Below are 25,997 nucleotides of genomic sequence, written 5' to 3' on the forward strand. Positions count from 1 at the left end.
CTGAGGTGCCGAGCTGGAACCGGCTACCCGAGGACGAAGGCTGCCTCGCCTACCCCGCTGCGGCTGCGATCGTGGCCTTCAGACCGCGTGGGGACTATCACTGCCACGATTGGGCTGCCGGGTACAACGGGATCACGGCCTGAACGGGGATGCCCGTTAGATAGACGCGTGTTGACGACGTTAACGGTTTGGAGTGTTGGTTGAAGTACCTCTACGTGTACAGTTGTGCGCATGGCTCTGGAGTCTTCATCGCTGGTCACGGCCGCGGAGATAGCGCAACTGGCCAAGGTGACGCGGGCTGCTGTCTCTAATTGGCGTAAGCGTTATCCGGACTTCCCTAAGCCATCAAGCGGGACCGGCGGTCGGGTCCTGTATGCACGACCTGAGGTGGATGCGTGGCTCAGCCGCTACGGCAAGGGCGATGACGTTTCTCTTGAGGTTCTGGTTTGGCAGGCTTTGCGCAGCCAGTACGACGAGGGCGTGCTTTCGGGCCTCGCCGACGTCTGTGAGCTCCTGGCCACCGGCGATTCCAAGGTGTTGGAGCCAGGGCTTCGGGCGCTGGTGCTCGAATTCGTGGAAGAACGCTCATCAGCCGAGGTGGTTGCCGCACTCACAGAGAGGCTTCTTAGCTCGTCTGGGCGGGCCGCCACGGACCACGGGTCGTCGGATCGTCTCGTTCATGCGATCCGCCATTTCGCAGGCCGGGTCAGCGGCACCATTTTCGATCCGGCTTGTGGGGTCGGTTCCCTGCTGCTCGCACTTGGGAGCAGCCAGGGAACGACACTGGCGGCTCAAGAGCTGGACCCGGCAGCCGCGCGGTTCACGTCCTTGCGCGCGGCGATCGGCCGGAACACTTCTGTCACGATCAAGGTCGGTGACTCGCTCCGGAACGATCAATGGCCAGATCTTCGTGCGACGCTCGTAGTGTGTGACCCGCCGGCCACAGTGTCGGATTGGGGGCGTGAGGAGTTGCTTCTCGACCCTCGATGGGAATTCGGCGTGCCGACTCGTGCTGAAAGTGAGCTGGCTTGGTTGCAGCATTGCTACGCGCACGTCGCGCCAGGCGGTCAGGCGGTGGTGGCGATGCCGGCTTCCGTCGCTTATCGGAAGGCAGGACGCCGGATCCGGGCGGAGCTGGTACGCCGCGGCGTAATCTCCCAGGTCGTCGCGTTGCCGTCGGGGGTGGCGGTGTCGCATTCGCAGCCGGTTCACCTGTGGTTGCTTGCACGGCCGACCGCCTCAGGCCTGGCCACGTCGTCCGTGCGCATGGTGGACCTCTCAGCCAATGCCCCTGAGGGTCCTTTCGAGCCAGAGTCGAACCAGGTCGTGGATGTGCCGCTGGTGGACCTGCTCGACGAGGAAGTCGACTTGACGCCTGCCCGTCATGTCCTTGCGTCACGGATGGATCACCTGGCCGACTACCTCGCCACCTGCGACCTACTGGGCCGGCGACTCCGAGAGCTGCGGGGTCTGTTGCCGTCGCTGACATCAGGGCCCGGGACAATCGACGGTGCGACGGTCAGGATGGCCGACTTGATCCGAGCCGGGCTCGTGGAGGTTTCCGACGGTGCGGCGGTGGCCGTTACTGATCAGCTCGACACCGGCTACTTGAACGGGTTTCTGCGCAGTACGGCGAATGCCAAGCGTGCGACCAGCGGCAGCGGCAGTTTCCGGGTCGATGTTCGTGGTGCACGTGTCCCCCAGATGAGCATCGATGACCAACGGACCTATGGTGATGCCTTCCGTGCGCTCGACGACTTTGAACGGCGTCTGGCCGATCTCGCGAAACTGGGTGAGCGCGCCGCTTCGTTGGCGCGCGATGGCCTGACCCATGGCACCCTTCTCCCGGAATCGGAGATGCCCCGGCAACCCCGCCAGACAGGCGACAGCACCAGGGCTCAGTAGCGACTGTTGGTAGTCGGCAGGAGCGGGCTGGGTGATCCGCTCCAGGAGACTGCCAGCGCTTCGCGCGCTCGGGTGCACGCCACGAAGAGCAGGCAGCGTTCTTTGAGTAAATCGCTCTCGTGCTGATGGCGATCAACCTCCAAAGGTGTGATCTCCTTCGCGAACGGAATGGCTTTCGCGGTCACCCCGGTCACTGCCACACAGCGGAACTCGAGTCCTTTCATTGCATGCATGGTGGCCAGCCGCACTCCGACTACTCCAGCGTGCGGCTGATCCCGGACCCGAACGGTGGGTATCCCCGCTGCTTTCAGCCCGTCATTCACCTTGTCCAGCATCAGGTTGAAGCGGGTACAGACGGCGATCTCGCTGGGGAGCACGCCCTGGTCGATCCATTCTTGGACGCGCTGCGTCAGCCCGATGACCTCGGACTGCTCGGAGGGATGACCGGCAAGGCTCGGCCGTTTGCCGTGCAGTAGTGACCGGTAGCCAGCCAGGTGATCGTCACCGTCGCCGCTGAGTTCTTCGACGGGCGTCTCGGCCATCACGCCGGTCGACCAGGCCAGGATCTCAGCTGTGCTGCGATAGTTGATGCGCAACCGGCTGCTACGGCCGGTTACCGAGATACCGAGCGCCCGGAGGGAGACGCGCGAATCGTAGATGCGCTGGTGCGGATCACCGGTGATGAAGAGGTCATCCGGGCCGGCCGGCACCGCGGCGCGCAGTACACGCCATTGCACCGGATGAAGGTCTTGTGCCTCGTCGACGACCACGTGATCGAAGCGGTGTCGATCGGCGCCGTCGAGTTTCTCGGCTGCGTGGACACAGACTTCGAGATGAGTGGTTTTACGTGCGGCGCGCAGTTCCGCGAGGAACATCTCCACGGCACGCCAAAGTTGCTTCCGCTGTACCGGACGCAGCGCCGAACCGCGACCGCGCCGCTCGACGAGCAGGTACTCCGCCTCGGAGGTGACGTGCTGAGCGAGCACGACGTGGCGGTACTCCTGCATCAGGAACTGTTCGGACCACGGAAGTCCGAGCTGACGGACGATTCGTCGCCAGACCGGCCGCTCTTCGGTGTCTGTGATGGGAGAGGGTGCCACTCCGGTGGTATCCCGGACAACACGATTCGCGAAGGCATCGACTGTGGTGACCTGTACTCGGGCAAGCAGATCGTCGTCGTCAAGAAGGAGGGCCAGGTTCTCGCGCAGGGTTCGGGCCAGCGCATTGGTGAACGTGGTGAGCAGGACTTGGCTGTCCGGAGAGCGAGACAACAGATGTTTGACGCGGTGCAGCGCGACCACCGTCTTACCGGTACCCGGGCCGCCCGTTACCTGTGCTGGTCCGTTGAAGGAGATCCTGTAGGCGACGCGGCGCTGGGACGGGTGTAGGAACACACGCCATGCAGCGAAAGGTTTGTCGAGGATGTCGGTGAGCTCATCCGGGCTCGTGACGAGTGTGATACGGCCGGCCGTGTTGACGATTGCCCTTGCCAAACTGTCGTCTGTGTCGTCGACGACATCAGTCGGACGGCGTTCGACAACAACGTCCCGGTAGACCTCCTCCGGTGTGAAGCCCTCGGCGAGAAATTGCAAGACCTCGAACTGGTCTTCGGGCAGCAGACCGCCGAACGCATCCAGTTGCGGCTTGTCCGTGATCGCTCGTGCGGCGCGCAATACCTGGGCGTCGATGCCGAGGTCGCGCAGCACGGTGTCGGAATGCTTGGCGAACAACAGGCTCGGCGCTGCAGCCGCTGCCTGTTCCAGGGGAGGGGTGAGCTGCTCGATGGCGACGACGTTTCGTACCTCGAGTGCTCGTGTGGCGGTATTGACGGTGTATATGCGTTTGGCCGCCCAAGTGTATGCGTCGTCGTGAGCTACCACGTTCAGTAGCAGGAAAATGTCGCTTCCATCGTCAGGTGCGAGGACGACGCCGCGCCAGAAGTCGGTGATCCGGATGGTGCGCATCCGTGGGTCGCGTGCCTTGTCCACCGATTCCAGGTGTAGGCCCTTGTCCGCATACAGCTCCGCGACGGTCAGCAGCTGGAATTTCTCCATCGCCTTGCGCACGCCGGCCTTGACTTGCTTTTCCAGCACGTCGTAGGTCTGCCAGAAGCTATTGGCGAACGCGAGATGCGGCATGGTTCAAGATCCTATCTCCGGGGCGAGGTGACGGGCCAGGCCTTCGATCTCACGACGCAGTTCTGTCGGCGGCAGGTCGAGTTCGAGCGTGTGTTGATGGATGGTGACTCCCGCGTGCTTGACGCGGTGAGAACCGTGGATGGCATTGCCCTTTGCATAGATGAGGTGGCCGTTCGAGAGATTCAAGGCAGTGCAGTATGCCAGCATCTGGTAGAGATCGGCATCGGGGAATCCCTCGGGCTTCTCGGCCTTGTACTTCGCGTCAGCGACAGCGATCGGGGTTCCGTCTTCGGCATAGCGGACGAAATCGGGGATCACGCGGATGGCGTTGCGCTCGTCAAGGTGGTGTCTGGCCTGTAGGACACAGTGGCCGCGGCTCGTGGCCAGTGCGTCACGCAGAGCTGTTGTGACGAAGTCTTCGAAGACCCGTGCCATGTCGAAAAGGAAACCGTTCACCGTCACGTCGCCTGGGTCGTGCTCGACCGAAGCTCCGCGGAGAACAATGTCGGCCAACCGCAATACCCGGTGGTAACGCGCGTTGAGCCGGCTCGGTAGCCACGGTGGCAGGTTCTCGCCGCGTCGGATTGCCGTGATGTCAGCCAACCGGGTGCGCAGTCGTAGGAGTCGTTCGCGAACGGCGGCGGGAATTTCGTCAGATAATCGGAGCAGCCGTTCGCATGCGGTGCGGATCAAGCGGTTTTCGGCGATGTCACTGGTGAATTCGTCGTGTCCGATCTCCAGTGGGACGAGCCGGCCGTGATGTCGGCGAACCTGCTCCGACATGAGAACCCGACCTCGCATGACGAGAGCGGTCTCCTCGGTGTGCCGGTAACCCTTGAGCAGTCCTTGGCGCAGCGCTTCGTCGGCCTGCGCGGTGAACAGCCGTGCGAGCACCGGAAGCAGGTCGCTGTCTTCCTTTACCTGCACATCCTCGGTGCGCCATCCTTTCGCGCTCCTGCTGAATCCGATGAGGAACAGAAGCCTGGCGACGGGAATCTTCGGCGCGATCCGGAGTGTGACCGTGCCACCGTCGGGCACGTGGATTGTGGCCACTCCGACCGTACCTTTGGCCCGCACACGCCATTGCCCGGCAGCGAACGGGTCCGGTGTTGCTTCGACAACCCGAGAAGCGGCGAGCGCGCGACCGGCGATGTCGTCGAGTGATACCGACACCGTGGCGCCGTGCTCAGCAAGCCGAAGGACGGTCACGGTGGAGTGGGCTCTTCCGTCTTGGGCGATGGTGCGAGGGAGGCCCGGAGTGCGCGCAAACCGTACCGCTGCTCGACGTTCACGTCCTCGCCGTAGTGATGTTCTTCGAGGAGGGGAAGAATTTTCGTCCGCCAGGTCCGTTCCAACCCGCCGTCGCGGTAGACGCCCTTCTTCATCAGGTAGGAAGGGCCGACCTGGAAGTCCGGGTCGGTAATGCGGGCGTTCACGGCTTCAAGCAGGTCTGCGGGTTCGGTGTTCCGGCCCTCCCGGTAGAGCCAGCGGCGCAGCAACCCACTGGCCGGCTCCGTCTCAGGGGAAAGCTCGACGAAGGAGAAGCGGCGGCGCATCGCGGCGTCCACGAGTGCGATGGAGCGGTCGGCCGTGTTCATGGTGCCGATGAGGAACAGGTTCGACGGCAGCGCGAAATCGTTGCCCGAGTATGTGAGCCGTACCGACTTGTTGCGGTACTCCAGCAGGAAGTACAGCTCACCGAATACCTTCGCGAGATTGGCGCGGTTGATCTCGTCGATCACGAGGAAGTGGGGTATGTGTCGATTGCCTTCGCGAGAAGCAAGGTCGGCGAGTTCGCGTAGTGGCCCGTCGGTGATCCGGAAGGCGACCTCGCGAGTTTTTGGATCCTCCTGAGGGCGAAAGCCTTCGAAGAAGTCCTCGTAGGCGTAGGAGGGATGGAACTGCACGAGCTTGACTTGCTCGGGGCCACCACCGAAGTACTCTGCCAGCTTGAGCGCCAGGTATGTCTTGCCGGTTCCCGGCGGTCCGTAGAAGATGAGCTGCCGATCGTCCCAGAGCAGATTCCGGACTTCCCGAAGCCACTCGACGTCGTGGACGAGCAGCTCATCCGCAAGTTCCTTGGACGGTTCGGGCAACTCCAATTCTCGGCGAGCCACCAGCGCGGCCAGCTCCGCGCTGGAATCCCCCTCGGACTCCTCGGCTTCTTCTGACAGTTCCTGGTCACTGCGGCCGAGCCCGGTGACGAGCGCACCGACTGATGTGAGGTCGACAAGGTCGTGCTGGATGGACAGCTTCTGCTGAAGTTCCTCTGGGAGTTTGTCGTAGGGATAGCCAACGCTCTGCCACTCCGCAGGGCGTCGGAGGTTAGATCGCGCTCCGTCCGATGCGATCTGCTCTGCCTCGCCGGTGATCTCGCCGACGTACAGCAGTCCGTTGGAGATCGTGCAGACCGTGTCGCCCGGTTTCATCTTCGAGAGGAATGCGTGTACCTCCTCGGCGAGCCGAAGTCGCTGGCTGTACGTCAGGGTGGATTCGTAGTCCTCGTCGACGATGGTACGAAGCTCGTCCTTGGTCGTGCCTTGTTCGAGGCTCTCGCGCAGGCGGCCGGCCGCGACGCTCACCCGTCCTTCAGGCAACCACAGCCGTTGGACGAGGTCGAAGCCGGACACGTTGGATCCGCGGACCAACCATGTCCGAGCTGGACCATGCGATGGGGACTTGATGTAGTCGCCGAGCGGATAGCCGTCGGCTGTCTTCCATTCAAGCCAGCCGTTGGCGGCCCGGCCGAGCAAGATCTCTGCGGCGGCAGAGGGTGAATTACAGGTGATGTCCTCGGTCGTCTCGAGGTAATCCGTCCACGTGCTCGAATCAATGATCTTGCCATCGGCAATGAGCCGCTTTCGAAGCGCGTCGGACGAGGTCATGTGGACCGGGAACGACGGCATGACGTTCGGCCGAACGGGAGAACCTCTGCCAACGACGAACTTCTGACTGCCGTTGGTGCCTTTCTCCGCGAGCAGACGCCCGCGTGCGATCGGGCCGCCGCGAGGTAGGCGGAGCTGGAACTCGGGGTATTGGTCGGCCATCAGGCTTCCTCACCGGACGCCGTGTCGGGCGCTGCCGGGTGGCGGGGGCCGTGGCCGGGAGGCGGATTGAGAGTGGAGGTGTAGCTCTCGCCGTCGATCAGTGGCGTGGTGAGGCTGACTCCGGCAGCTGCCATGCGGTCGTACTCGGCGAGGATCAGGTCCTTAGTGCGGTAGGTACCGTACTTGGCGATTTCGTTGTTCTTGAGGCCGCCACCTGAATCAGACTGGAAGGTCTCCAGAATGTAGTCGGTGTCGGTTCGGTCAATCCCGTATAGGTGGAAGAAGTACGCGTCCAGTTCCGCTCGGATTTGTGCCCGGCGTTCTTCATTCCACTGGAACGGTTCGCCGACATCGTCGAGGTCGCGCGCAAGCCCTGCCATGTCATAGGCGGTGTGAACGAGTTCGAGGACGCGCGGGGTGATGAACGATGTGTGCGGCTCCATCGTTTCGGGGGTAGGAACAGGCAGCTGCTTCCAAATGAAGAGTCCCATGCTCGTACTGCCAATTTTCTGACGACTCACATAGTCGAAGACTAAGGAACTCTGGACGGCGACCAGTGCTACGGAGAGCTTGCTCGAGACGCGCACCAACATCAACGGAAACTTATGTCCGACCGCTGTGCGCGGAAGGAGAGCAGGAATCGCCGTCCGTTCGTTGGTTGACGACGTTACATCGCACCATCCGCAAAGCCAACTGCGGTCCCACTTTGCCTCGTCCAGTCGCAGATCAACGCCGGGTACCTCTACCTCCTTGTTTTTCCTGCGAGTAGAGATGAGTCCGCTCTCGGAAACCCAATTCAGGGGCAAGGCTAGCCGTTCCGCGCTCCTCAGTTCTTCATGTGTCAGGTAACGGGGTTGGTTTTGCCTGCTTACCGCGGTCTCGCTCTTGACGACGTCGGCAGCGCGGTGATTGAAGAAGTCGACCATCTTCGCTTCATACAGTGGCAGCATTCGCTTGCCATTTCGAACAAAGGTGTTGCCCTTAAGAGTCCAGCCCTCCGCTTCCAGTCGCTGGCGAGTCCGGAAAAGATCCGAGTCGTCCGTCATGTCGAATAGGCGCTTGAAGGTCACACTCCAAGGGTTTCCGTTCTTCTTTTTCTCGTTCCATAGTGCCGGAGTTCGATGGTAAATTGACGCGGTAAGGTCGGCATCCCGGCGACTGCGGAAGATTGGGAGAGTGCCGGTGTTAGGGTTGATAAGGGTGATTTCCTCGGGGCTGAGCGCGAAGATTCGATCAGCCTGGTCGAGGTCGGTGGTGTCAGCTAGGAAGAAGGCAAAAGCTGAGGCTGGCTCGCGGAGATCTCGACCGACAAGCGACAGCAGGCAAAACTTGTAGCTGGCGTGTACGCCAACGAATAGAGGCTTCCGATTCTCGAAGTCATAAAGGAGGGAAATGGCGCCGCGTTGGGTGAAGTCGCTGAGCAGGTGCTGTGCCCCTGCGCCAGTCGCGATTGCGGTCGGGATAATGCACCCGACGCGCCCAGTGGGTGCGACGATGGCTGCGAATCGCTCGGCGAAGAGTTGGTCGGTCTGGAGGGAATTGACCCCCTTGACTGTCAACCCCTTGCCGCACAGAGGGAACGCGCCTGAGCTGCCAGCGAAAAGAAACGTGGACTTCTGCTTGCGGCGCTCGGCTCGGTATCGCTCACCCGCGTGGGGGTTCTCTTCCGCCCACTCGACGATCCGTGAACGCCGGGCAGTGCCGGAGATCGCTGCAATCGACGGTTCAACTACGCTGAAGTACTTCTTGTCCTCGAAGTCGACCTTGTCCCACGGCGGGTTTCCGAGTACACACGAGAAGCCGCCCGCCCAACCGGTGGCGGGATCCACTCCCGTGCCGTCCTCGGGGACAGCGAAGACGTCCGGGAACGCCAGATGCCAGTGAAAGAAGTGGTATTGATCGCGTAGTCGGACGATCTCCTCGTGGGTGGCTTGAGAAGCAGCGGACGCAGCTGGATCCTGGAGGGCGCGGAACACGTTCTGGGTGACCGGTGTGGGGGCATCCCTGGTCTTGTACCACATGAATGCCGCGCACCAGGCATCGGCGACATGCCGCGCATGCTGGTATTCGCCGGAGGTTTCCCAGCCTCGATAATTCACGGCTTGCTGACGAACCTCCGCGAGGTTGCTGGATGGTGCGCTCGTGATGCGGTAAAGGTCGGAAGCGAAAGCGGCGTTGGCCACCTTCACTTCGACAGGCAGGTCGAGTGATAACTGACCGGCCTGTTCCTTGTCGTTCATCCTGCTCAGTAGCCTGGCGTAGGTGTCGTCGTCTCCCTCTACGCTCTTGAACGCCGTGCTGGGAATACCACCTCGCAAAAGGGCGGGAGTTGCTCCGATCAGTCCGTTGCCGTGCTTGATGTGAGCGTCAAGGAAGCTGAGAGGCGTGCCCGGCTCCAGTGCTTCCAGCCACAGCGCGACCTTCGCGAGTTCGACGGCCATGGGGTTGAGGTCGACGCCATAGACGCATCGCGCGATGACCTCGTGCAGGGCGTGCCTGACCGCATCGAGGGTGGGTTCCGGGTTGTTCTCCCGTACCGCGGCCACGCGTTTGGCGATGCGACGGGCCGCGGCAACCAGGAAGTGGCCCGAACCACAAGCTGGATCGCAGACCGTGAGCGACAGCAGTTCCGCGACGATGTGTTCAGCAGGATCAGGCGCGCCGTCAGTCGACGCGCGTTGTTCACCTCGTTTTTGCGCGTCGTCGATGACTGGGTCAAGGGTGGAGTCGAGCAGGGTTTCGATCAAAGAGCTCGGCGTGTAGTACGAGCCCGTCTTCTTACGATCGTTGCCGAGGCGGTTGATCAGCTCGAAGGTGCCGTCGACGGCGCTGTGCTTGGGTACGGACTCCAGCAACGACTCGTAGATGGAACCCAGTTCCTCCGCGCCCATGTTGCGGTAGTCGACGGGACGCCAGCGCGCATCGTCCCGGACCCGGGAGAGGTGGCGGACCGCGGTCAGCAAGTACTCATTCGACAGCGATAGCCCCCGCAGCGGGGCATCAGCATCCGTGTCGTCGAAGATGCCACCGAGACCGGGCAGGCCAAGTTCGGGGCGGCCGTTCTCGTCACCGAGTGCGTCGAGGACGATCCGCAGCCCTTGATAGAGATCGTCGTGTGCGCTGCCCCGACGCCGCCGTGCGTGAGTTCGTAGTCTCGACGTCGAGAAATACGTGGCATAGCGCTCACGAGCTTGGGCTCCAGCCTTCGGATGATGCAATGCTTCCCGGTCTTCGGCGACGAAGACGAACAGCAGGCGGTAGACGAGCCGAAGCAAAGCGTTGTGGAGCGCGGTGACGTCGACGTTCTCCCGCAGGCTGGAGTTGGCCGGGTGCTTGAGAAAACCCGTACCGAGCGTCGTGATCGCCTTCTCCACACCGTCGCGGAGATGGTCCAGGGCTCGCGTTCCGGAGGTGATCGCGTCGAGACGCCACTTCTCGAGCCAGCAGGTCGAGGGTGCCGCACCTTCGGCTGTATCGAAACGGGAAACGTGCAGCAGCCGGTACAACAGGACGAACTCGCTGAACAGCTCGCCGTCGAAGATGGCTTCCAGGTCGAATTCGACGTACGAAGCGGTGGCGAGAGCGCTGGAGTCGCGGAGCAGCCGGAGCTGACGGCCATTGGTGACGACACCCCACAGGTGAGCGCTCGCACGGTTCAGGAGCTCCTGAACCAGCGATTGGGGCGGCACGGTGCCGGCGCCACCTGGCCGCTTATCGAGGGACTTACTCCATGCCGTCAAGTGAACGGGCACGTGGTTCCAGCGGTGGCTGACCGGGAACGTCTTGGTGCCGTCGTCGGATGTGATACCCGAGGCGCCGAGCGCGGTCAGCGCGCCGAAGCCGAACTCGTTGAAGAGCGGCATGAGCCATTGGGTGACGGCCAAGCCGGTGGGGTCGGCCGGTGCGTCGGCGTCCGGAGCGACCGGAAGCTGCTCCCGCAGTTCAGTCCAGACCGACTTGAGGTAGTCCCAGTGTCGCTCGGCTTCGTCGCGTACGGAACGCGCGCCGACAACGCGGTAGTCGGCCGGTCGGCTGCCCTTGACGTCCTTGCCTTCGGAAATGCGCACCAGCATGTCGGCCGGCAGCAGGCCGCCGATGGTGTGGACCGCGGAAAAAACCTGGTTACGAGTGACAGCGGACATCAGGCGACTCCTCCAGCGACCGGCAGGTAGACGTAGGCGCCGAGAATGTCGGCCGGTTTCTGGGCGGTGACGTTCACACCACGGACGATCTCTGCGGACGCGAGGCGAACCCGGCGATGCGACGCGAGTAGCTCGGCCGCGAGTTCGTCTCCGTAGGCCTCAAGATGTGGCTTAGTGGCGGGCAGGGCGTCAAGTACTCGGGCCATGGTCCGGGCGCCGAAGTCCCGGTCGGTGTTCTCGTCGGCGGTCAGGTCCAGCAGGCGGATGGCTTCCTCGCCAGACAGCCAGGTCGCGTTGGCAGGCGCTCCCTGGAAGGCGACCAAGCGGGCGTCCTCAGCGACCAGCTGTCGTTCGCCCACCCTGGACGGAAGAGTGAGGTGGAAGCGATACCGCAACAGCAACAGAGTCGTGCGGGTGCCGACGCCCTTCGTGCGGATCACACCACACCGCCGGGCCGGCCGAGGCCCACCCGCCTTGTCGTCCAAAGCCGCATTGAGGACGAAGCCCGCGATCGAGCCGACTACCGGGTCAGTACGAACTAAGGCCGCTTCTCCGCGCGCCACAGCCGCAGTCGCACGAAACGGTATCGGACGGCCTCGTTCGATCGCTTCACCGCCGACGACTGGAGCGAGAGCGTCCCGGAGGCCGACGGGCGCACCGCTTACGTCCGCGGTGAAGTCACTGCCTTCGTTCCGAAGGACAGCTTCCAGTGCGGCCAGTGACTGCCGGGTGAAGTCCCGGACCTCGTCGGCGCGTCCCAGCGTCTCCCGGATGGCGGTGACTTCCTTGGCGACTTCGTCCGGGCGGATGGCTCGCTGAGCGAACCGAGAGCGTGAGGTCGTTTCCCGTTCGGCGGCGGACTTCCAGTCCGCGTCCAGCTGTTCGGCCCTATCGTTGATCGTCTCCATCTCGAACAGGCTCGCCTGCTCCGGCCGATCGTTGCGCATCAACAACCATTCGACGATCGCGTCCGTGACGCCGGACGAGGCGGCGTCGGGCACGGAGACCGAAATACCCAGGTCCTTCCGGATCTGTCGGTGCTTCTTGATGAGGACTTCGAGGACCTTGCCGTCGATGCCGTTGTCGCTGCCGTAGAGGGTGATGACCTTGACGGTGTCCCGCTTCTGACCGTAGCGGTCGACGCGGCCCTCTCGCTGGTCGTGCCTGGTGGGATTCCACGCCAGGTCGTAGTGGACCACGGCGTCGAAGTAGTGCTGAAGGTTCACACCCTCAGACAGGCAGTCGGTTGCCACCAGTACGCGACGGGCCGCAGCGTCGTCCCCGGCCTCCTCGGCCAGATCCTCGATGCGCTGCAGCCGCTGTTGAGGGGACAGCGTCCCCGTCACTGCGCGCACGACGGTCTTGCGGCCGAGCTTGCCTTCCAGATGCTCGGCGACGTACTCGGCTGTCGGGATGTAGCGGCAGAAGACGATCGGGTGATAGCCGTCCGCGAGGAGTGCTTTGAGTTGCTTGACCAAGGTCGCCAGCTTGCGGTCCTCGTCCATGCCTTCCAGCAGCAATGCCCGTTCGGCGAGCTCGGCGAGCCGTGCGCCGGCTACCTCGGTTTCGGCGCCTGGCGCGACGTCGAGACCTTCCAGTGCGTCGCTGTCCGCGGCGTCCCGGGTCAACGGAGCACCGAGTCGGTCGGCTTCCTCGGCGCTCGCGGCGGACGCTGCGGCGGACCGGGTTCGCAAGGTCTGTGTGGCGGCCCGTGGCGAAGACACCAGAGAGCGCAGCAGTGCGATCGCCGACCACCAGGCGATCCGCACCTCACGTTTGCCCTGGTCGCCGGCTGCTGTCACACGCTCACTCGCGTAAGCGATCGCGTCATCGAGCAGGGCGCGGTAAGCCGGAGTGAGCTTGTAGGTCTCGTCTTTGAAGAAGCGGTCCGATGGGAACGCGGTGTCCTCACGCAGGTTGTCGTCGGCTAAGCCGTCGTTCGTCGTGAGGAATTGGCGTACGTCGGCACGCTTGCGCTGTACGAAGTGTGCCGCTAGCAACCGGCGGCCCGCATCAGTCTCCAGATGGGCCTCGGCGAGCTCCGGCTTGACCAGACCGAGGAGTGCGCGGAAGGCGCTTTCTTTGCCGCTGTGCGGGGTCGCGGTCACCAGGAGCAGGTGTCGCTCAGTATCGGCCGCGACCTTCTGCAGCAGTTCGTAGCGCAGCTGATTTTGTTTGGACGTGCTGTCATCGGCGGTGACACACGTGTGTGCCTCATCGACGATGACGAGATCCGGGCAGTGTTTGACGAAGTCGTCCCGGTGTCGGGTCGACTTGATGAAATCCGTGGAGACCACCACATGCGGATGCCTGTCAAACAGCGATTGGCCCAGGTCGAGCCCGCGTTCCAGCCTGGATACGGTGGAAGCCAACACTAGCTCTGCGTCGATGCCGAACTTGGCGCGCAGCTCGTCTTGCCACTGTTCGGCCAGGGCGGGTGAACACAGTACGGCCAGGCCCTTCGCGCTTCCCTGGGCAAGGAGTTCACTGGCGATGAGACCGGCCTCGACAGTCTTGCCGATCCCGACGTCGTCCGAGATCAGCAAGCGTACGACCCGCTGCCGCAAGGCCATCATAAGTGGGACGAGCTGGTATGCCCGTGGCTCGACGGCGATCCCCGCCAGCGAACGGAAGGGCCCCGCGCCGGAACGGAAGCCGATGCGCAAAGCGGAGCGGAGGAGGCCGGCGGCGAGTGCGTCGCCGAGATCGTCCGCGGACGGGGACGGGAACTCGGCGCTGCGTACATCCTCGAAGGCGGGAAAGACCGCCGCAACGTCGTCGTCCGCGCCGCCCAACGGGCGCAGGACGAGCATGTCGGTGGCACTTTCCGGCAGCACGACCCAATCGCGTCCGCGTGCGGAAACCAGCGAGCCTGGGGTGAAGGTGGTCATCAGGAGAATGGTCTCTTTCGTTGTCAGACGCCCACGCCGGGCCCGAAGTAACGCTCGAACTGTTTCGCGATGGCCGACCAGTCGGCGTCGTGCGGGAACCGCACCACGTCCCAGCCTTTGTCGAACAAGCGCTCCTCCGCGTCGAAATCGCGTTGCGCCACCGCCGGATACTCGTGCACCGGGCCGTCGACGAAGACCGCAACGTTCACGCCCTCCAACCGGTAGACGTAGTCGGGCCGGGCCAGAGCCTCAGGCACGAAGGTCTGGGCTTCATCGGGAAGCCGTAGACCGTGCTCCTTCAACCATTGGATGAGCCGAACCTCCAGTTGGGTCTCCGCCTGACTGCCAAGGCGCGTCAATTGTTCCGAACGGGATTCCCCCTGACCCGTCGTCAGAGCTTGAGCACCGGCGAAACGCAACAGTAGCTCCCGAACGGAGTGCCGGTCGATCGCACCGTGGTTGCCCTGGTTGCCATAAGTCAGAAGGCATTCGTAGCAGCCCTGTGCACAAAGCCGGTTGGGGTGCGGGCCCCCGAGGTCCGTGCCGTCGGCACCGAAGTGACAAATTTCGAGAGCCATGGCCGCTGCACGCCTCAGCGCGTTCGGATCCGACTGCATCAGGCGTAGTACGCCGGCTCCACCCTCGGCGGCTTCGGTGAACAGGATCCGGTCTCGGGGGCCATCGTCGGGTGGCAGCAGCTCGCTGGTCAGTTCGGAGTCCTCCAGCTCGAAAGCCGCTTCGATTCCCCGCTCCAAGGCGTACATGAGCGAAAGCGCCACCGGTTCTTCCAACGGGTCGGTGAGCTTGAAGACCAAGATGTTGCGGCGATCTTCGACATAGGGGATCACGCGTTTCTTGCGGCGTGACTCGTTGCCGTCGGCATCGATGACCGGCATTTCGCTCGAGTCGCCTGACGCGTCGGCGGCATCGCGCTCGTTCATCCATCGGCCGTCAGCCGGGTCAAGCCAGAAGCCGTCCGGCTCGTCGACTTTGGCGCGTAGGCGGCCGACGTTGGTGATGCGCACAGTCGCTGAATCACCGTAAGCCACCGTGGCGATCTTACCGTCGTCGTCGGTGATGAGTGCGTCCCGACGGCCGGGCCTGGCGCCGTGGTCGTGGAACCGGTACGACGTCACCAGCCGGAAGCCGGCGCGCCGGCGTTCCTCCTCGTCGGAGGAAATCCGCTCCCGTCGCTTGGTGTAAACGGTGCTCAGCTTGAGCAACCCCACTGTCCGCTCACGCAAGGGTTCAGCGCACATCTGGCAGTTGTCGGCGTTGACCTGTTCGTCGTGGTGATAGCCACAGGCAGCACATCGCCTCGCAGTTGAGGTGACCACGTCCCCCGTTTCATCAGGGGTCAACTGGATCCGGGTGACCTGGTAGCGGGAGCCCTCGTGGTAAATGAGCGCGCCAGGGCCGAATTCGCGGATGGCGAGAAAACGCGGACGCTGGAGGTAGTCACCGTCACCGAAGCGGCGGCCGGAGGTAGGGATGTACGCGGCGAGAGGTAAGCGGGGAAAAGAATATCCCGGCAGGAAGCCCTCGCTGGCGAGGTAGCGGTAGGGGTTGAAGTCTGACAGCACCGAGTTGCTGTCTGCGCTCTCGTTCTTGAGCAGATTGAGCTGTGTTTCAGCTTCTTTCCGCCGCCCGACGGCGATTCTGCGGTCGCGTTCGGAAAGTGTGTGGTCCAGCACCCGGCGGTTCTGCTCGGCCTGATCCACCAGAGCGGCCTTGAACAGCTTGCGCCAGCGGTCGAAACCCTTGTCGAACCGTTCGCCGGCCGCGCGAGCCGTTTCTTCGAGCCACTGGTCGTGCCACCACGCCGTTTTCGTGAATTCGGCCAACAGTCCGCCGAACACCTGTCGAGCGGCCGTGACGGCGCGGCGCTGGGCATCCACATCGTGCCGCTTCAGGTCGACGTCGTCATGCAGGGGGAGCGCCGGATTCGGCAGGCGCGCGTCTTCGTTGTAGCTGATGTCGATGATCTCAGGGATGGCACGGCCCAGCTTGAGGCTGGATTCTGCCAACCAGATCGCTTGGACGTGTGAGCGCACCAGATCCTCGTTCGTGAGGTCGAGGCGCGGCCGGTTGATGATCCCGGCGACCATCCGATCCGAGCGACGGAAGTAGTACTGGTCATGACTGTTGCCGGTAGCGCAATAGGTGGTGACCAGGGCTGGTTGTCCGGATCGGCCTGCGCGGCCGCTGCGCTGTGCGTAGTTCGCGGGTGTGGGAGGAACATTGCGCATCATTACCGCGTTCAGTTCGGCGATATCGACACCCAGCTCCATCGTCGGGGAGCAATATAGCAGCTTGAGTTCTCCCTTGCGGAAGGCGTCTTCGCGACGCTCCCGCTCTAGAGGGTCAACCTGGGCAGTGTGCTCCCTGGCCGCCAGCCCACCGAGCGCGCCGGCCGCGCCACGGTAGAGATCACGGAAAAAGGTATTGACGCGTGGGCCGTCGCCGCTGCCATACGTGCGCGTCAACGGGTCGTGCGTTCCTGTCTCGCCTGTGCCGGCTTTCCAGATCAGACTTCGAGCTGAGACGCGGTAGCCGGTGATCGTTGAACTCGTAGCGCGACGAAACCGGCCAGAGCGCTGCGGGGTCATGTCGATTTCCGCCACCAGCCCGGCATCACTGAGCACTTTGAGGAGATCCGCGATGACCTGCTGTGCATCGTCGGTGGACAACTCCTTGAAATGAACGCGGCGAAGGTACTTCCCGAACTTGCCCCGGCCCGACACGAACAGACCAGCGCGGTCCATGCCTGGCCTGGAGCCGCGGGGATAAGCGGTGCCGACCTGCGGCCGGTCACTCAGGGACAGCACCCAAGGGTCGACGAGGCGCTCTTCGCTGGCCCGCTGAAGAGTGTCGAAGTCGTCGCGGAAATGCTGCACGTCGATAGCGAGACCTCGGCGAAGGTGGTCAAGGAGGACCCGCATGATCTCCGCGCGTCGACCGGGATCGGCGTCACGCATATTCGGGTGCGTGGCGGCCCACCGATCGTGTTCACCGGCGAGCCAATCGAGGTCCTCGTAGTCCATCTCCAGCAGGCCGGTCTGTTCCAGGTTGGGCATGGTGATTCGCCAACCGCGTTGCAGATCCACGTAGAGCCGGAATGCGATGACATCCTGGAGTGTCTTGGCGGCGTTGCGCTTCAGCGCGGGAGCGAGATCCGCGTTGCCCGCATAGTCAGCGAGTTCCAAACCCAAAGCCGCCGAGACACGTGACGCGATCTCCTCGTGCCGGATACCGTCTTCGCCTGCGTCAACCACGGCGCGATACAGGGCCGCGCGTAACTGCGTGATCTGTACGAAGTCGTTGAAGTGCCCTGCCTGCAACGATGCGTCCTGGCGGTTGTCGACGAAGGTGAGAAGCTTGCGTGCCCTCTTGTCGAGGGCATCGGCAGGAGCGTCCTTGAGCGAGCGGACAATGGACGTGGACACGAGCGAGGTCGCGGAGGAACGTCCCTCCTGATCCAGGGTCGCAAGTTTCGCGAAGTCCTTCCCCCTAGTCTGTTCGTAGCTCACGTTGCAATGAAGGCAGAACAGGAAGGGTGCTGGGATGAACGCCGCATCCAATTCGCCTTGGCCTTCGATGCCGTACGAGTCCACCTTGACAGCGATCGGCAGGCGTTTCAGGTAGGAGTCGGCCACGACTTCCTCTCCCTGGTCGTCGATGTCGAGCCAGGATTCGGGAAGTCGTCGGTCGGCGATGGCTTCCTTGGAGCTGCTCGGCCAAGGACGGTCGTGGTCGACGTACAGGTAGCCGTCCCCGGCGCGGCCGCCGGTCGCGTTGGTGTCCCGCCGCGGCTCGTAGCGGAAGCTGCCGTCTCGCTCTTGCCGCCAGACTGTCAGGTACTCCTGCCCGCATTCACGGCAGAACGCGAGTGGCAGAAGGATCTTGCCGTTCGATCCCGGTTGGACGAGCTGGTAGTCGCGGGTCAGATGGCGGGTCTGCTTGTCTTCCAGGGTCACATAGACCGTGTCGCCTTTCGACAGGAACTGGTGCAGCCGGAATGCGAACAGCGGCCGTTCGGTGACCGGGTGCCGGGCCTCCGAACCCGCCTTGAGAGTGCGCCGGATCGCCTCGACACAAGTCGCCTCGGTCTCTCCGCTCTCCTCGGCTAGTTCTGCCGCAGCCTCCTCGATTTTGGCGGGCTTCTGCCGAACCAAGTGACCCGAGCCTTCCGTGGCAAGGCCGAAACGGGTCTCGATCCAGCGCGCGAGAGGGTCGTTCACGAGGTCGGCGTAAGCAGTCGGGGCTTCGAGCGCTCGAAGCCGCTCTGCCGGGATTGTCAGTGGTGAATCGTCCGTAGCGCGCACGAGTGTCTCGCCGATGACATTGTCCGGGTTCACCTCGGTGCCGAACAGTGTGGTCGCGACGTCGGCGACGACCTTCCTTTGGTCGTCGAAGGTGTCCTCGCTCGACATCGTGGCGGATGTACCCACGCATTGCACATTTTCGGCTTGGCAAGCTTCGCGAACCCTGCGGATGAGCAGGGCGACGTCTGCCCCTTGGCGGCCACGGTAGGTGTGCAACTCGTCGAAGACCAGGAATTCGAGACCCTTCGCCATCTTGATCAGCGATCGACGGTCGTCAGGCCTGGTGAGCATGAGCTCGAGCATCACGTAGTTGGTGAGCAGGATGTCCGGCGGGCTGTCGCGGATCTCCTTACGACGCTCATCGCTTTCTTGACCGGTATAACGGGCATAGGTCACCGGTTCACGGCCCTTGCCGTAGCCGTCGAGAAGATATTTATCGAGCTCTTTGAGCTGGCTGTTTGCCAGGGCGTTCATCGGATAGACGATGATCGCTCGCACACGCTTACGGGCGCGAGAGCCTTCGGCCTGGCGGTCCTTCAGGACCTTGTCGACGATCGGCACGATGTACGAAAGGGACTTGCCGGACCCCGTGCCTGTCGTGAGGACGTAGGAAGAGCCGGACTGCGCGACGTCGATCGCCTCACGTTGGTGACGGTGGAGCGTGAGAGGCCTGCCGTCGCAGACCGTTCCGCCTTCGGTTTTACCCGCTTGAAAGATACGCGCGCACTCCGGATGTAAGACACCTTCGGCCGTCAGTTCGAGAAGAGTGCCGCCTGAAGCGAAGAACGGGTTCAGGGAAACCCAAGGGTCAGGCCACTGCGATTTTGCGTCCAAGTCTTTTTCGACGAACTCCTCGATCCGCTTGTCGCGGATGATCGTGCCGCCTTCGGTGAAAGCGCGGTAGTCGTCGATGAGCTTCCGATGTACGCCGAAAACATCCATTCCGGATGTCGATCGCTGGGCCAGGGACGCGCTCGGCGGTCCGGTTGTCTTCGCCTTTCGGGTCTCGGTGAGCCATCGTGCTGGATTCAAGTCGTCCCATCCCGGCACAGACTCGATGCTCTTGACCAATGGCAGCAGTGCTTCGCGGACTGCGACGGCGTCATCGGGACGGTCCGCGGGTTCCTTTGCCAGCAGTCGTTCGACCAGGAGAGCCAGCTCGTTGGGTATGTCAGAACGCATGAGCTGTACCGAAGGCGCTTGCTCGTTGATGTGCTTCTGGCCGAGTTCATGGGCGGACCCGCTGTGAAACGGTGGCACTCCGGTCAGGAGCTCGAACAATACACACCCGAGAGCGTAAAGGTCGGCTGCCTGCGCAACAGCCGAATCCCCGAATTGCTCGGGTGCCATATAGCGGGCAGTACCGACGGTGACGCCGGTACTGGTGACCTTGTCGCTCTCGGTGTCGTCGATGACCCGGCCCATGCCGAAGTCGAGAACCTTGACGGCACCGCCGTGGAGCACCATCACATTGGACGGCTTGAGGTCGCGATGCACGACGCCTTTGACGTGTGCTGCCGACAAGCCACTCGCAATCTGCGCGCCGATGGCCGCGGCCCAGGAGGCTGGCAGCTGGGGGCGTTCCGAAATAAGGTCGCGGAGCGAGCGTCCGTCGAGAAATTCCATCGCCAGGTACGGCACGCCGGAGTTGTCGACGCCGCCATCGATGGTGTGGGGCAGGTTCGGGTGGTCGAGCTGGCGCATGATCCGGACTTCGCGAGCGAATCGCTCGGTCGTCTTGTCGGCGTGTGCAGAGTCGAGGACGATTCCGGCGCGGTTACGCAGAATGAGCTTCACAGCGACGATGCCGGTCCCGTGAGGTTCAGTGGCCGCCAAGTCCTCGGCGCGATGGACTTCGCCCATGTTGCCCCTGCCGACTGGACCCACCAGCCTGAATCGACCTGCTACTACTTCCGGATTCGCTGTCACCGTCGCCCTCCCGCGATGATCGACAAGTTTCCACGAGCTGTACGTCGTTCGAAGTGTGCTTAGTGCAACAGAGTACACGAGGTGCCCAGTTTTGAAACAAGTCGGTCTGTTGGCGACGTCAACAGACCGACTCGACGGTGTAGCGCAGCTGTGGTCGGAGGTTTGAGCAACCGTCATGCACGAGCGAGATGGGAAATGTTGAAGGCGCAGCCTAAGCCTCGTGCAGGACTGTCCGGAGTGGTCTGGAATTGCCAGTCCTGGTACTGAGTCGCTCGCGATGTTTCGCTTGCATTAATAGCTCAGTATGTCGTTGCAGGTGAAGTGCCCCCGGCAGGATTCGAACCTGCGACACCCGCTTTAGGAGAGCGGTGCTCTATCCCCTGAGCTACGAGGGCATGTACTGCCACGCGCAGCCTACCGGGTCACCGCCCCCAGGCGAACACGAGGGCTCAGTCACACGGAGCACCCGAACGGCGGTAGCACCCAGGCCGCTGCCGCAACCAGTCCCATGAGCAGGCCGAACCCGGACACTGGCCGTCTAGTGACACCCGACCTGCGGATCGGTCGACGAGCAGCCACACTCTCCACCAGCAAAACAGGGTCTGAATCGAGCCCTAGATCGACACAGATGACCCGCGAGGGTCACTCGTACGTGTCTGGTTTCGAAACCCTGAACAACAGTAGGTAATCTTCGTTAACGGGACGCGGTACCCACGCTCCCCCGGCTGCCGGAGGGCTTAGTTGATCAAGCTCATGTTCGCCGACGACGAGGAACTGGTCCGTTCGGGCCTGCGTGCCATGATGTCGGGCGCTGCCGACATCGAGATCGTGGGCGAGGCGAGTGACGGGAGATCAGCGGTCGAGGTCGCCCGGCGGTACCACCCTGACGTCGCCCTGCTCGACATCAAGATGCGGTCGCCTGACGACGGTATCCGCGCGCTCAGGGCCATCCTCGCGTTGCCGGATCCGCCGACCGTGGCCATGTTGACCACGTTCGACATCGACGACTACGTCAGTCTCGCCCTCCGGCTCGGGGCCAACGGCTTCCTGCTGAAGGACATCGATCCCGCCGCGTTGCTGCGGGCGGTCCGTGACCTGGCGCGTGGGGGTGCGGTGCTCGATCCGGGGGTCGCGGCGCGCATGGTCCAGACGCATCGGGACGAGCAGCGGGCCGCGCAGCCGGCGCGCAAGCTGCTCGCGTCGTTGTCCGATCGGGAGCGTGAGGTCGTGGGGCTGATCGGGCAGGGGTTGTCGAACGCGGAGATCGGCGGGCGGCTTCACCTGTCCGAGGCCACGGTCAAGGGTTACGTCTCGGCCGTCCTGTCCAAGATCGGCGCGGCGAACCGGGTGCAGGCCGCGCTGCTGGCCTATCGCGGTGGCCTGCTCGACCAGTAATGATCCTCACCGCGCTCGAGTTCCTCGGCTTGATCGCGTTCGCGGCTTCGGGTGCGCTCGCGGCGGTGCGGTCCAGGTTGGACGTCTTCGGAGTGGTCGTCGTGGGGCTCACGACGGCCCTCGGCGGCGGGATCATCCGTGACGTCCTCCTCGGGATCACGCCGCCGACGACCCTGCGGACCTGGCCGTACCTCGCGGTCTGTGGTGGGACGGCGCTGGTCGTGTTCGTCTTCCATCCGCAGATCGCGAAGCTGCGGCGTGGTGTGCTCCTCGCTGACGCGCTCGGGCTCGGGGTGTTCGCGACGGCGGGTACCACGATCGCGTTGAACGCGGGGGCTACTCCCTACGCGGCGTGCTTGATCGGGATGACGACGGGTATCGGTGGCGGCGCGGTGCGTGATCTTCTGCTGCGCGAAATCCCGCTCGTGCTGCGGAAGGAGATCTACGCGGTCGCGGCGCTCGCGGGGGCCGTGCTGGTCGTGATCGGTCACGCTCTGCGACTGTCGCCGGGGCCGGTCACGGCCGTAGCAGCCGCGGCCGTCGTGGGGGTTCGGATGCTCGCTTTGTGGCGTAGATGGAACGCACCTGTTGCAAAAGGGCCCGAGACCGGCTGAAACGTCTTGCGGACTGCCGGATTTCCTTTGTTTGTTCTGTGTGTGTTCTTAGGCGAGTCTCAGCACGCTGCGTAAGACTGTGGTCATGCGCATCCTCGTAGTGGACGACGACAGGGCCGTCCGTGAATCACTCAGGCGATCCCTTGAGTTCAACGGGTACCAGGTCGAACTGGCCGGGGACGGCGCGCAGGCCCTGGAAGCGATCATCGCCAACAGACCCGACGCGATGGTCCTCGACGTGATGATGCCGCGGCTCGACGGCCTGGAGGTCGCTCGACGCCTTCGCAGCACCGGTGACGACCTGCCGATTCTCGTGCTGACGGCGCGGGACACCGTCTCCGACCGGGTCTCCGGTCTCGACGCCGGCGCCGACGACTACCTGCCGAAGCCCTTCGCGCTCGAAGAGCTTCTCGCTCGCCTTCGCGCGCTGCTGCGCCGGGCGATCCCGGATCCGCAGGCGGCGCAGAACGCCGAGCTGCTGTCGTTCGCGGACCTCACCCTGGACCCCGGGACGCGTGAGGTGCGCCGGGCCGGCCGGGAGATCAGTCTCACGAGGACCGAATTCGCGCTGCTGGAGCTGTTCCTCTCCTATCCGAAACACGTCCTGACTCGCAGCCGGATCCTGGAGGAAGTATGGGGATACGACTTCCCGACGTCGGGCAACGCGCTGGAGGTCTACGTCGGCTATTTGCGCCGAAAGACCGAGGCTGGGAACGAACCGAGGCTGATCCACACGGTCAGGGGAGTGGGCTACGTGCTGAGGGAAACCCCGCCGTGACAGACCCGGCCCAGGTCGCCGACGGGTCCGAAAAGGATCCGCGCGGCGACCGCTGGGGCACGCGGCGCTTCTCGCTCCGCGGCCGGGTGACGCTGCTCGCGGCCGCTTCGGTGGCGGGCGCGGTGGCCTTGGTGTCACTGGGCGCGTATCTCGTCGTGAAGGAAAACCTCTACCAGCAGGTCGACGACAACCTGCTCGCCCGCGCGCAGGCCGCCGTCGACTCGCCGCAGGTGCAGACCGAGTTGCAGCAGGTGCCCGGCGCCTTCCTGGCCAGCGCGGACCTGCAGATCGGCCAGCTGACGGTCGGGGAGAAGATCCGGCTGACCTATCCGCAGTCCGGAAGCCGCCCGCCCTACGGCGCCGACGAGATCGCGGTCGCTTCGGGGACCTCGCCGTTCTCGCTGCGCACCGACCCGAGGACCGACAGCCGGGTCGTCGCCCTCCCGCAGGGCGCCGGGCAGGCGATGGTGCTCGCCCAGTCGCTCGGCCCGACCAAGCGCACCCTGAACGAACTCTCCGTCGTCCTGTTCCTGATCGGCGGCGCCGGGATCCTGGTCGCCGCGGCGGCGGGGACAGCCGTCGCGAGAGCGGGCCTGCGGCCGGTCGACCGGCTGACGTCGGCGGCGGAACGCGTCGCCACCACGGGTGACCTGCGGCCGATCCCGGTCAGCGGCGACGACGAACTCGCCCGCCTCACCCAGAGTTTCAACACGATGCTCGGCACGGTCGCCGAATCGCAGGAACGGCAACGGCAGCTCGTCGCCGACGCCGGCCACGAGCTCCGGACCCCGCTGACGTCGCTTCGCACGAACCTGGAACTCCTGTTGTCCGCGAGCAGGCCGGGGGCGCGCACGCTGTCCGATGAGGACCGCAGTGACATCGAGGCCGACATCCGCGGCCAGCTCGACGAGCTGACCCAGCTGATCGGCGACCTCGTCGAACTCGCACGCCAGGACGAGCCGCGGATCGAGCACGAGCGGGTCGAGATGGTCGACGTCGTCGAGCGCGCGCTCGACCGGGCGCGCCGCCGCGCCGGCGAGATCGAATTCGACGTTTCGCTGCAGCCGTGGGTACTGACCGGCGACACCAGCGCGCTGGAACGCGCGGTGCTGAACCTGCTGGACAACGCGGTCAAGTTCTCGCCGGAGGGCTCGACGGTCGGGGTCCGGCTGTACCCGGTCGGCGACGGCACCGCGGTGCTCGAGGTCGAGGACTCCGGGCCGGGGATCGCCGACGAGGACCTGCCGAAGGTGTTCGACCGCTTCTACCGCTCGTCCGAGGCGCGGACGCTGCCCGGTTCGGGGCTCGGCCTCGCCATCGTGCAGCACGCCGCGCAGCGGCACGGCGGCGACGTCTACGCGGGACGCGCTCCCGCGGGCGGTGCGCTGATGACCCTGCGACTCCCGGGAGCCCCTGCCTGATGGGTGATTACGACAAGGGACTGGAACTGCTGCGCCTTCTCGGCGGCGTCGAGGATCCTGCCGTGCTGGAGCTGTTCGAAAGCGTCGGTGCGACGGACTTCGGCGCGGAGGCCGTCGCTTTCGTCTACGGCGGTGTCTACCAGCGTGCGGGGCTTTCGCTCGCGCAGCGGCAGCTGGTGACGGTCGCGGCGCTGGAAGCCTTGGGGTACGCGGAGGCGCAACTCGAGTTCCACCGGACCGCCGTGGTGAACGTCGGTGGTGACCTTGACTCCGGTGACGAAACGACCAGGCGGCTCAAGCGGATCGCGGTGTACACGGCGAAGGGCGGGGTGGCGCCGGAGCTGGCCGACGTCCTCCGGGAAGCACGGGACGCGGGGGAGCTCGGGGCGGCCGTCGAGGCGATCCTGCATCTCGCCGTCTACGTGGGTTTCCCCGCCGCGCTCAACGCGTTGGGCGCCGCCCGTACTCTGACGAGTGATGAGCACCGAGAACGCGCCTGAGCCGGCGCCCCGCCGTCTGCTTTGGACACTGCTGGTGGCCGCGGTGCTGCTGGCGGCCGACCAGCTGACCAAGTGGTGGGCCGTCGACGCCCTCACCGACCGTGCGCCGATCCCGGTGATCGGCGACTTCATCCGCTTCCGGCTGCTCTACAACCCGGGCGCGGCGTTCTCGCTGGGCGCCGATTCCACCTGGGTCTTCGCGATCCTGGCCGCCGCCGCGGTGATCGCGCTGCTGTGGATTTCGCGCAAGGTCCGCTCGGCGGGCTGGGCGATCTCACTCGGGCTGCTGCTCGGCGGCGCGACGACGCATCTGGGAGACCGGCTGTTCCGTGAGCCTGGGTTCGCACGCGGTCACGTCGTCGACTTCATCGACTACAACGGCTGGTTCGTCGGGAACGTCGCGGACATCGCGCTGTTCTTCGGCGCGGTTTCGCTGTTCGTGCTCAGCTTCCGCGACGTGCCGATCGACGGCGTCAAGCAGAAGGCGTCGGAGTAACCAGACAGAACTCGTTTCCTTCGGGATCGGCGAGAACGACGAGTCCGTCCTCGGGGTGTGCGAGCACCTTCGCGCCCAGCGCGACGAGCCGTTCGACGTCGTCGCCGGTCAAATCAAGGTGCACACGGTTCTTGGCGACCTTCCCTTCCGGAACCTGGTTGAAGAACAAACGCGGTCCCGTCGGGGCTTCGACGAGCACCGAAGGATCCTCTTCCGAGCCGGAGAATCCCAGTGAGCGGAGCCGTTCAAGCTCTTCTTCGTCATAGAGTGCGACTTCGTAGCCGTCGAGCACCGCCGCCCAGAAGCGGGCCAGCGAAGCCGGATGGTGGCAGTCGAAGACGACGTCGCGAAGCGCGGCCATGGCTCCATGCTGGCAGGTCAACTCGGCTCGTCGCGCGATGTTTATTCGTGTAGGA

At 64.2% G+C, this 25,997-nt stretch carries 14 protein-coding genes and 1 tRNA gene; 7 read left to right on the forward strand and 8 right to left on the reverse strand.

Features of this window, described 5'->3' with window-relative positions:
- Nucleotides 1-231: 231 nt before the first annotated feature.
- A complete protein-coding gene (locus tag ACZ7KI_RS20675) occupies nucleotides 232-1,905 on the forward strand; it encodes an N-6 DNA methylase (protein WP_470274723.1) in 1,674 nt (557 codons plus the stop codon).
- Here the strand turns inward: ACZ7KI_RS20675 and ACZ7KI_RS20680 are convergent.
- The 7 genes from ACZ7KI_RS20680 to ACZ7KI_RS20710 form a co-directional block, all read right to left on the reverse strand.
- Nucleotides 1,899-4,043 carry a UvrD-helicase domain-containing protein gene (locus tag ACZ7KI_RS20680; protein WP_470274724.1) on the reverse strand — a complete coding sequence of 715 codons (2,145 nt, stop codon included), beginning with the start codon at nucleotides 4,041-4,043 and terminating at the stop codon, nucleotides 1,899-1,901. The genes ACZ7KI_RS20675 and ACZ7KI_RS20680 overlap by 7 nt on opposite strands.
- 3 nt (nucleotides 4,044-4,046) lie before the next feature.
- Nucleotides 4,047-5,252 (reverse strand): McrC family protein, encoded by a 1,206-nt coding sequence (locus ACZ7KI_RS20685; RefSeq protein WP_470274725.1) that lies wholly within the window; start codon nucleotides 5,250-5,252, stop codon nucleotides 4,047-4,049.
- Complete coding sequence (locus ACZ7KI_RS20690) at nucleotides 5,249-7,090, reverse strand: DUF4357 domain-containing protein (protein ID WP_470274726.1); 1,842 nt, start codon at nucleotides 7,088-7,090, stop codon at nucleotides 5,249-5,251. Before ACZ7KI_RS20690 ends, ACZ7KI_RS20685 begins: the two co-directional genes overlap by 4 nt.
- The gene (locus tag ACZ7KI_RS20695) at nucleotides 7,090-11,232 is read right to left on the reverse strand and encodes an Eco57I restriction-modification methylase domain-containing protein (protein WP_470274727.1); all 4,143 of its coding nucleotides are present in this window, start codon (nucleotides 11,230-11,232) and stop codon (nucleotides 7,090-7,092) included. The genes ACZ7KI_RS20690 and ACZ7KI_RS20695 overlap by 1 nt, the downstream gene beginning before the upstream one ends.
- Entirely contained in the window at nucleotides 11,232-14,123 is a 2,892-nt protein-coding gene (locus ACZ7KI_RS20700; protein WP_470274728.1) for a helicase-related protein, read from the reverse strand. The genes ACZ7KI_RS20695 and ACZ7KI_RS20700 overlap by 1 nt, the downstream gene beginning before the upstream one ends.
- A gap of 23 nt (nucleotides 14,124-14,146) precedes the next feature.
- Nucleotides 14,147-20,377 (reverse strand): protein kinase domain-containing protein, encoded by a 6,231-nt coding sequence (locus ACZ7KI_RS20705; protein WP_470274729.1) that lies wholly within the window; start codon nucleotides 20,375-20,377, stop codon nucleotides 14,147-14,149.
- A 322-nt stretch (nucleotides 20,378-20,699) separates the two neighbouring features.
- Nucleotides 20,700-20,772 (reverse strand) — tRNA-Arg (locus ACZ7KI_RS20710).
- A gap of 346 nt (nucleotides 20,773-21,118) precedes the next feature.
- On the opposite strand from ACZ7KI_RS20710, the gene ACZ7KI_RS20715 reads away from it, so the two are divergent.
- The 6 genes from ACZ7KI_RS20715 to lspA all read left to right on the forward strand — a co-directional run bounded on the left by ACZ7KI_RS20715 (nucleotide 21,119) and on the right by lspA (nucleotide 25,581).
- Entirely contained in the window at nucleotides 21,119-21,772 is a 654-nt protein-coding gene (locus ACZ7KI_RS20715; protein ID WP_465464045.1) for a response regulator, read from the forward strand.
- A complete protein-coding gene (locus ACZ7KI_RS20720; RefSeq protein WP_470274730.1) occupies nucleotides 21,772-22,386 on the forward strand; it encodes a trimeric intracellular cation channel family protein in 615 nt (204 codons plus the stop codon). The genes ACZ7KI_RS20715 and ACZ7KI_RS20720 overlap by 1 nt, the downstream gene beginning before the upstream one ends.
- 85 nt (nucleotides 22,387-22,471) lie before the next feature.
- Complete coding sequence (locus tag ACZ7KI_RS20725) at nucleotides 22,472-23,164, forward strand: response regulator transcription factor (protein ID WP_470274731.1); 693 nt, start codon at nucleotides 22,472-22,474, stop codon at nucleotides 23,162-23,164.
- The gene (locus ACZ7KI_RS20730) at nucleotides 23,161-24,585 is read left to right on the forward strand and encodes a sensor histidine kinase (RefSeq protein WP_470274732.1); all 1,425 of its coding nucleotides are present in this window, start codon (nucleotides 23,161-23,163) and stop codon (nucleotides 24,583-24,585) included. Before ACZ7KI_RS20725 ends, ACZ7KI_RS20730 begins: the two co-directional genes overlap by 4 nt.
- Nucleotides 24,585-25,085 (forward strand): carboxymuconolactone decarboxylase family protein, encoded by a 501-nt coding sequence (locus ACZ7KI_RS20735; protein WP_470274733.1) that lies wholly within the window; start codon nucleotides 24,585-24,587, stop codon nucleotides 25,083-25,085. Before ACZ7KI_RS20730 ends, ACZ7KI_RS20735 begins: the two co-directional genes overlap by 1 nt.
- Nucleotides 25,063-25,581, forward strand: a complete 519-nt coding sequence (lspA, locus tag ACZ7KI_RS20740; protein WP_470274734.1) for a signal peptidase II — start codon at nucleotides 25,063-25,065, stop codon at nucleotides 25,579-25,581. Before ACZ7KI_RS20735 ends, lspA begins: the two co-directional genes overlap by 23 nt.
- Here lspA and ACZ7KI_RS20745 read toward each other — a convergent pair.
- The gene (locus ACZ7KI_RS20745) at nucleotides 25,559-25,942 is read right to left on the reverse strand and encodes a VOC family protein (protein WP_470274735.1); all 384 of its coding nucleotides are present in this window, start codon (nucleotides 25,940-25,942) and stop codon (nucleotides 25,559-25,561) included. The genes lspA and ACZ7KI_RS20745 overlap by 23 nt on opposite strands.
- Nucleotides 25,943-25,997: the final 55 nt, after the last annotated feature.

This window comes from Amycolatopsis sp. NPDC039088, from assembly GCF_055598845.1.

Excerpts from the sequence above, each read along its gene's own strand:
- ACZ7KI_RS20735 (WP_470274733.1), top strand. The coding sequence starts at position 24,585 with ATGGGTGATTACGACAAGGGACTGGAACTGCTGCGCCTTCTCGGCGGC.
- ACZ7KI_RS20700 (WP_470274728.1), bottom strand. The coding sequence starts at position 14,123 with ATGACCACCTTCACCCCAGGCTCGCTGGTTTCCGCACGCGGACGCGAT.
- ACZ7KI_RS20690 (WP_470274726.1), bottom strand. The coding sequence starts at position 7,090 with ATGGCCGACCAATACCCCGAGTTCCAGCTCCGCCTACCTCGCGGCGGC.
- ACZ7KI_RS20720 (WP_470274730.1), top strand. The coding sequence starts at position 21,772 with ATGATCCTCACCGCGCTCGAGTTCCTCGGCTTGATCGCGTTCGCGGCT.
- ACZ7KI_RS20725 (WP_470274731.1), top strand. The coding sequence starts at position 22,472 with ATGCGCATCCTCGTAGTGGACGACGACAGGGCCGTCCGTGAATCACTC.
- ACZ7KI_RS20680 (WP_470274724.1), bottom strand. The coding sequence starts at position 4,043 with ATGCCGCATCTCGCGTTCGCCAATAGCTTCTGGCAGACCTACGACGTG.
- ACZ7KI_RS20745 (WP_470274735.1), bottom strand. The coding sequence starts at position 25,942 with ATGGCCGCGCTTCGCGACGTCGTCTTCGACTGCCACCATCCGGCTTCG.
- ACZ7KI_RS20675 (WP_470274723.1), top strand. The coding sequence starts at position 232 with ATGGCTCTGGAGTCTTCATCGCTGGTCACGGCCGCGGAGATAGCGCAA.
- ACZ7KI_RS20695 (WP_470274727.1), bottom strand. The coding sequence starts at position 11,232 with ATGTCCGCTGTCACTCGTAACCAGGTTTTTTCCGCGGTCCACACCATC.
- lspA (WP_470274734.1), top strand. The coding sequence starts at position 25,063 with ATGAGCACCGAGAACGCGCCTGAGCCGGCGCCCCGCCGTCTGCTTTGG.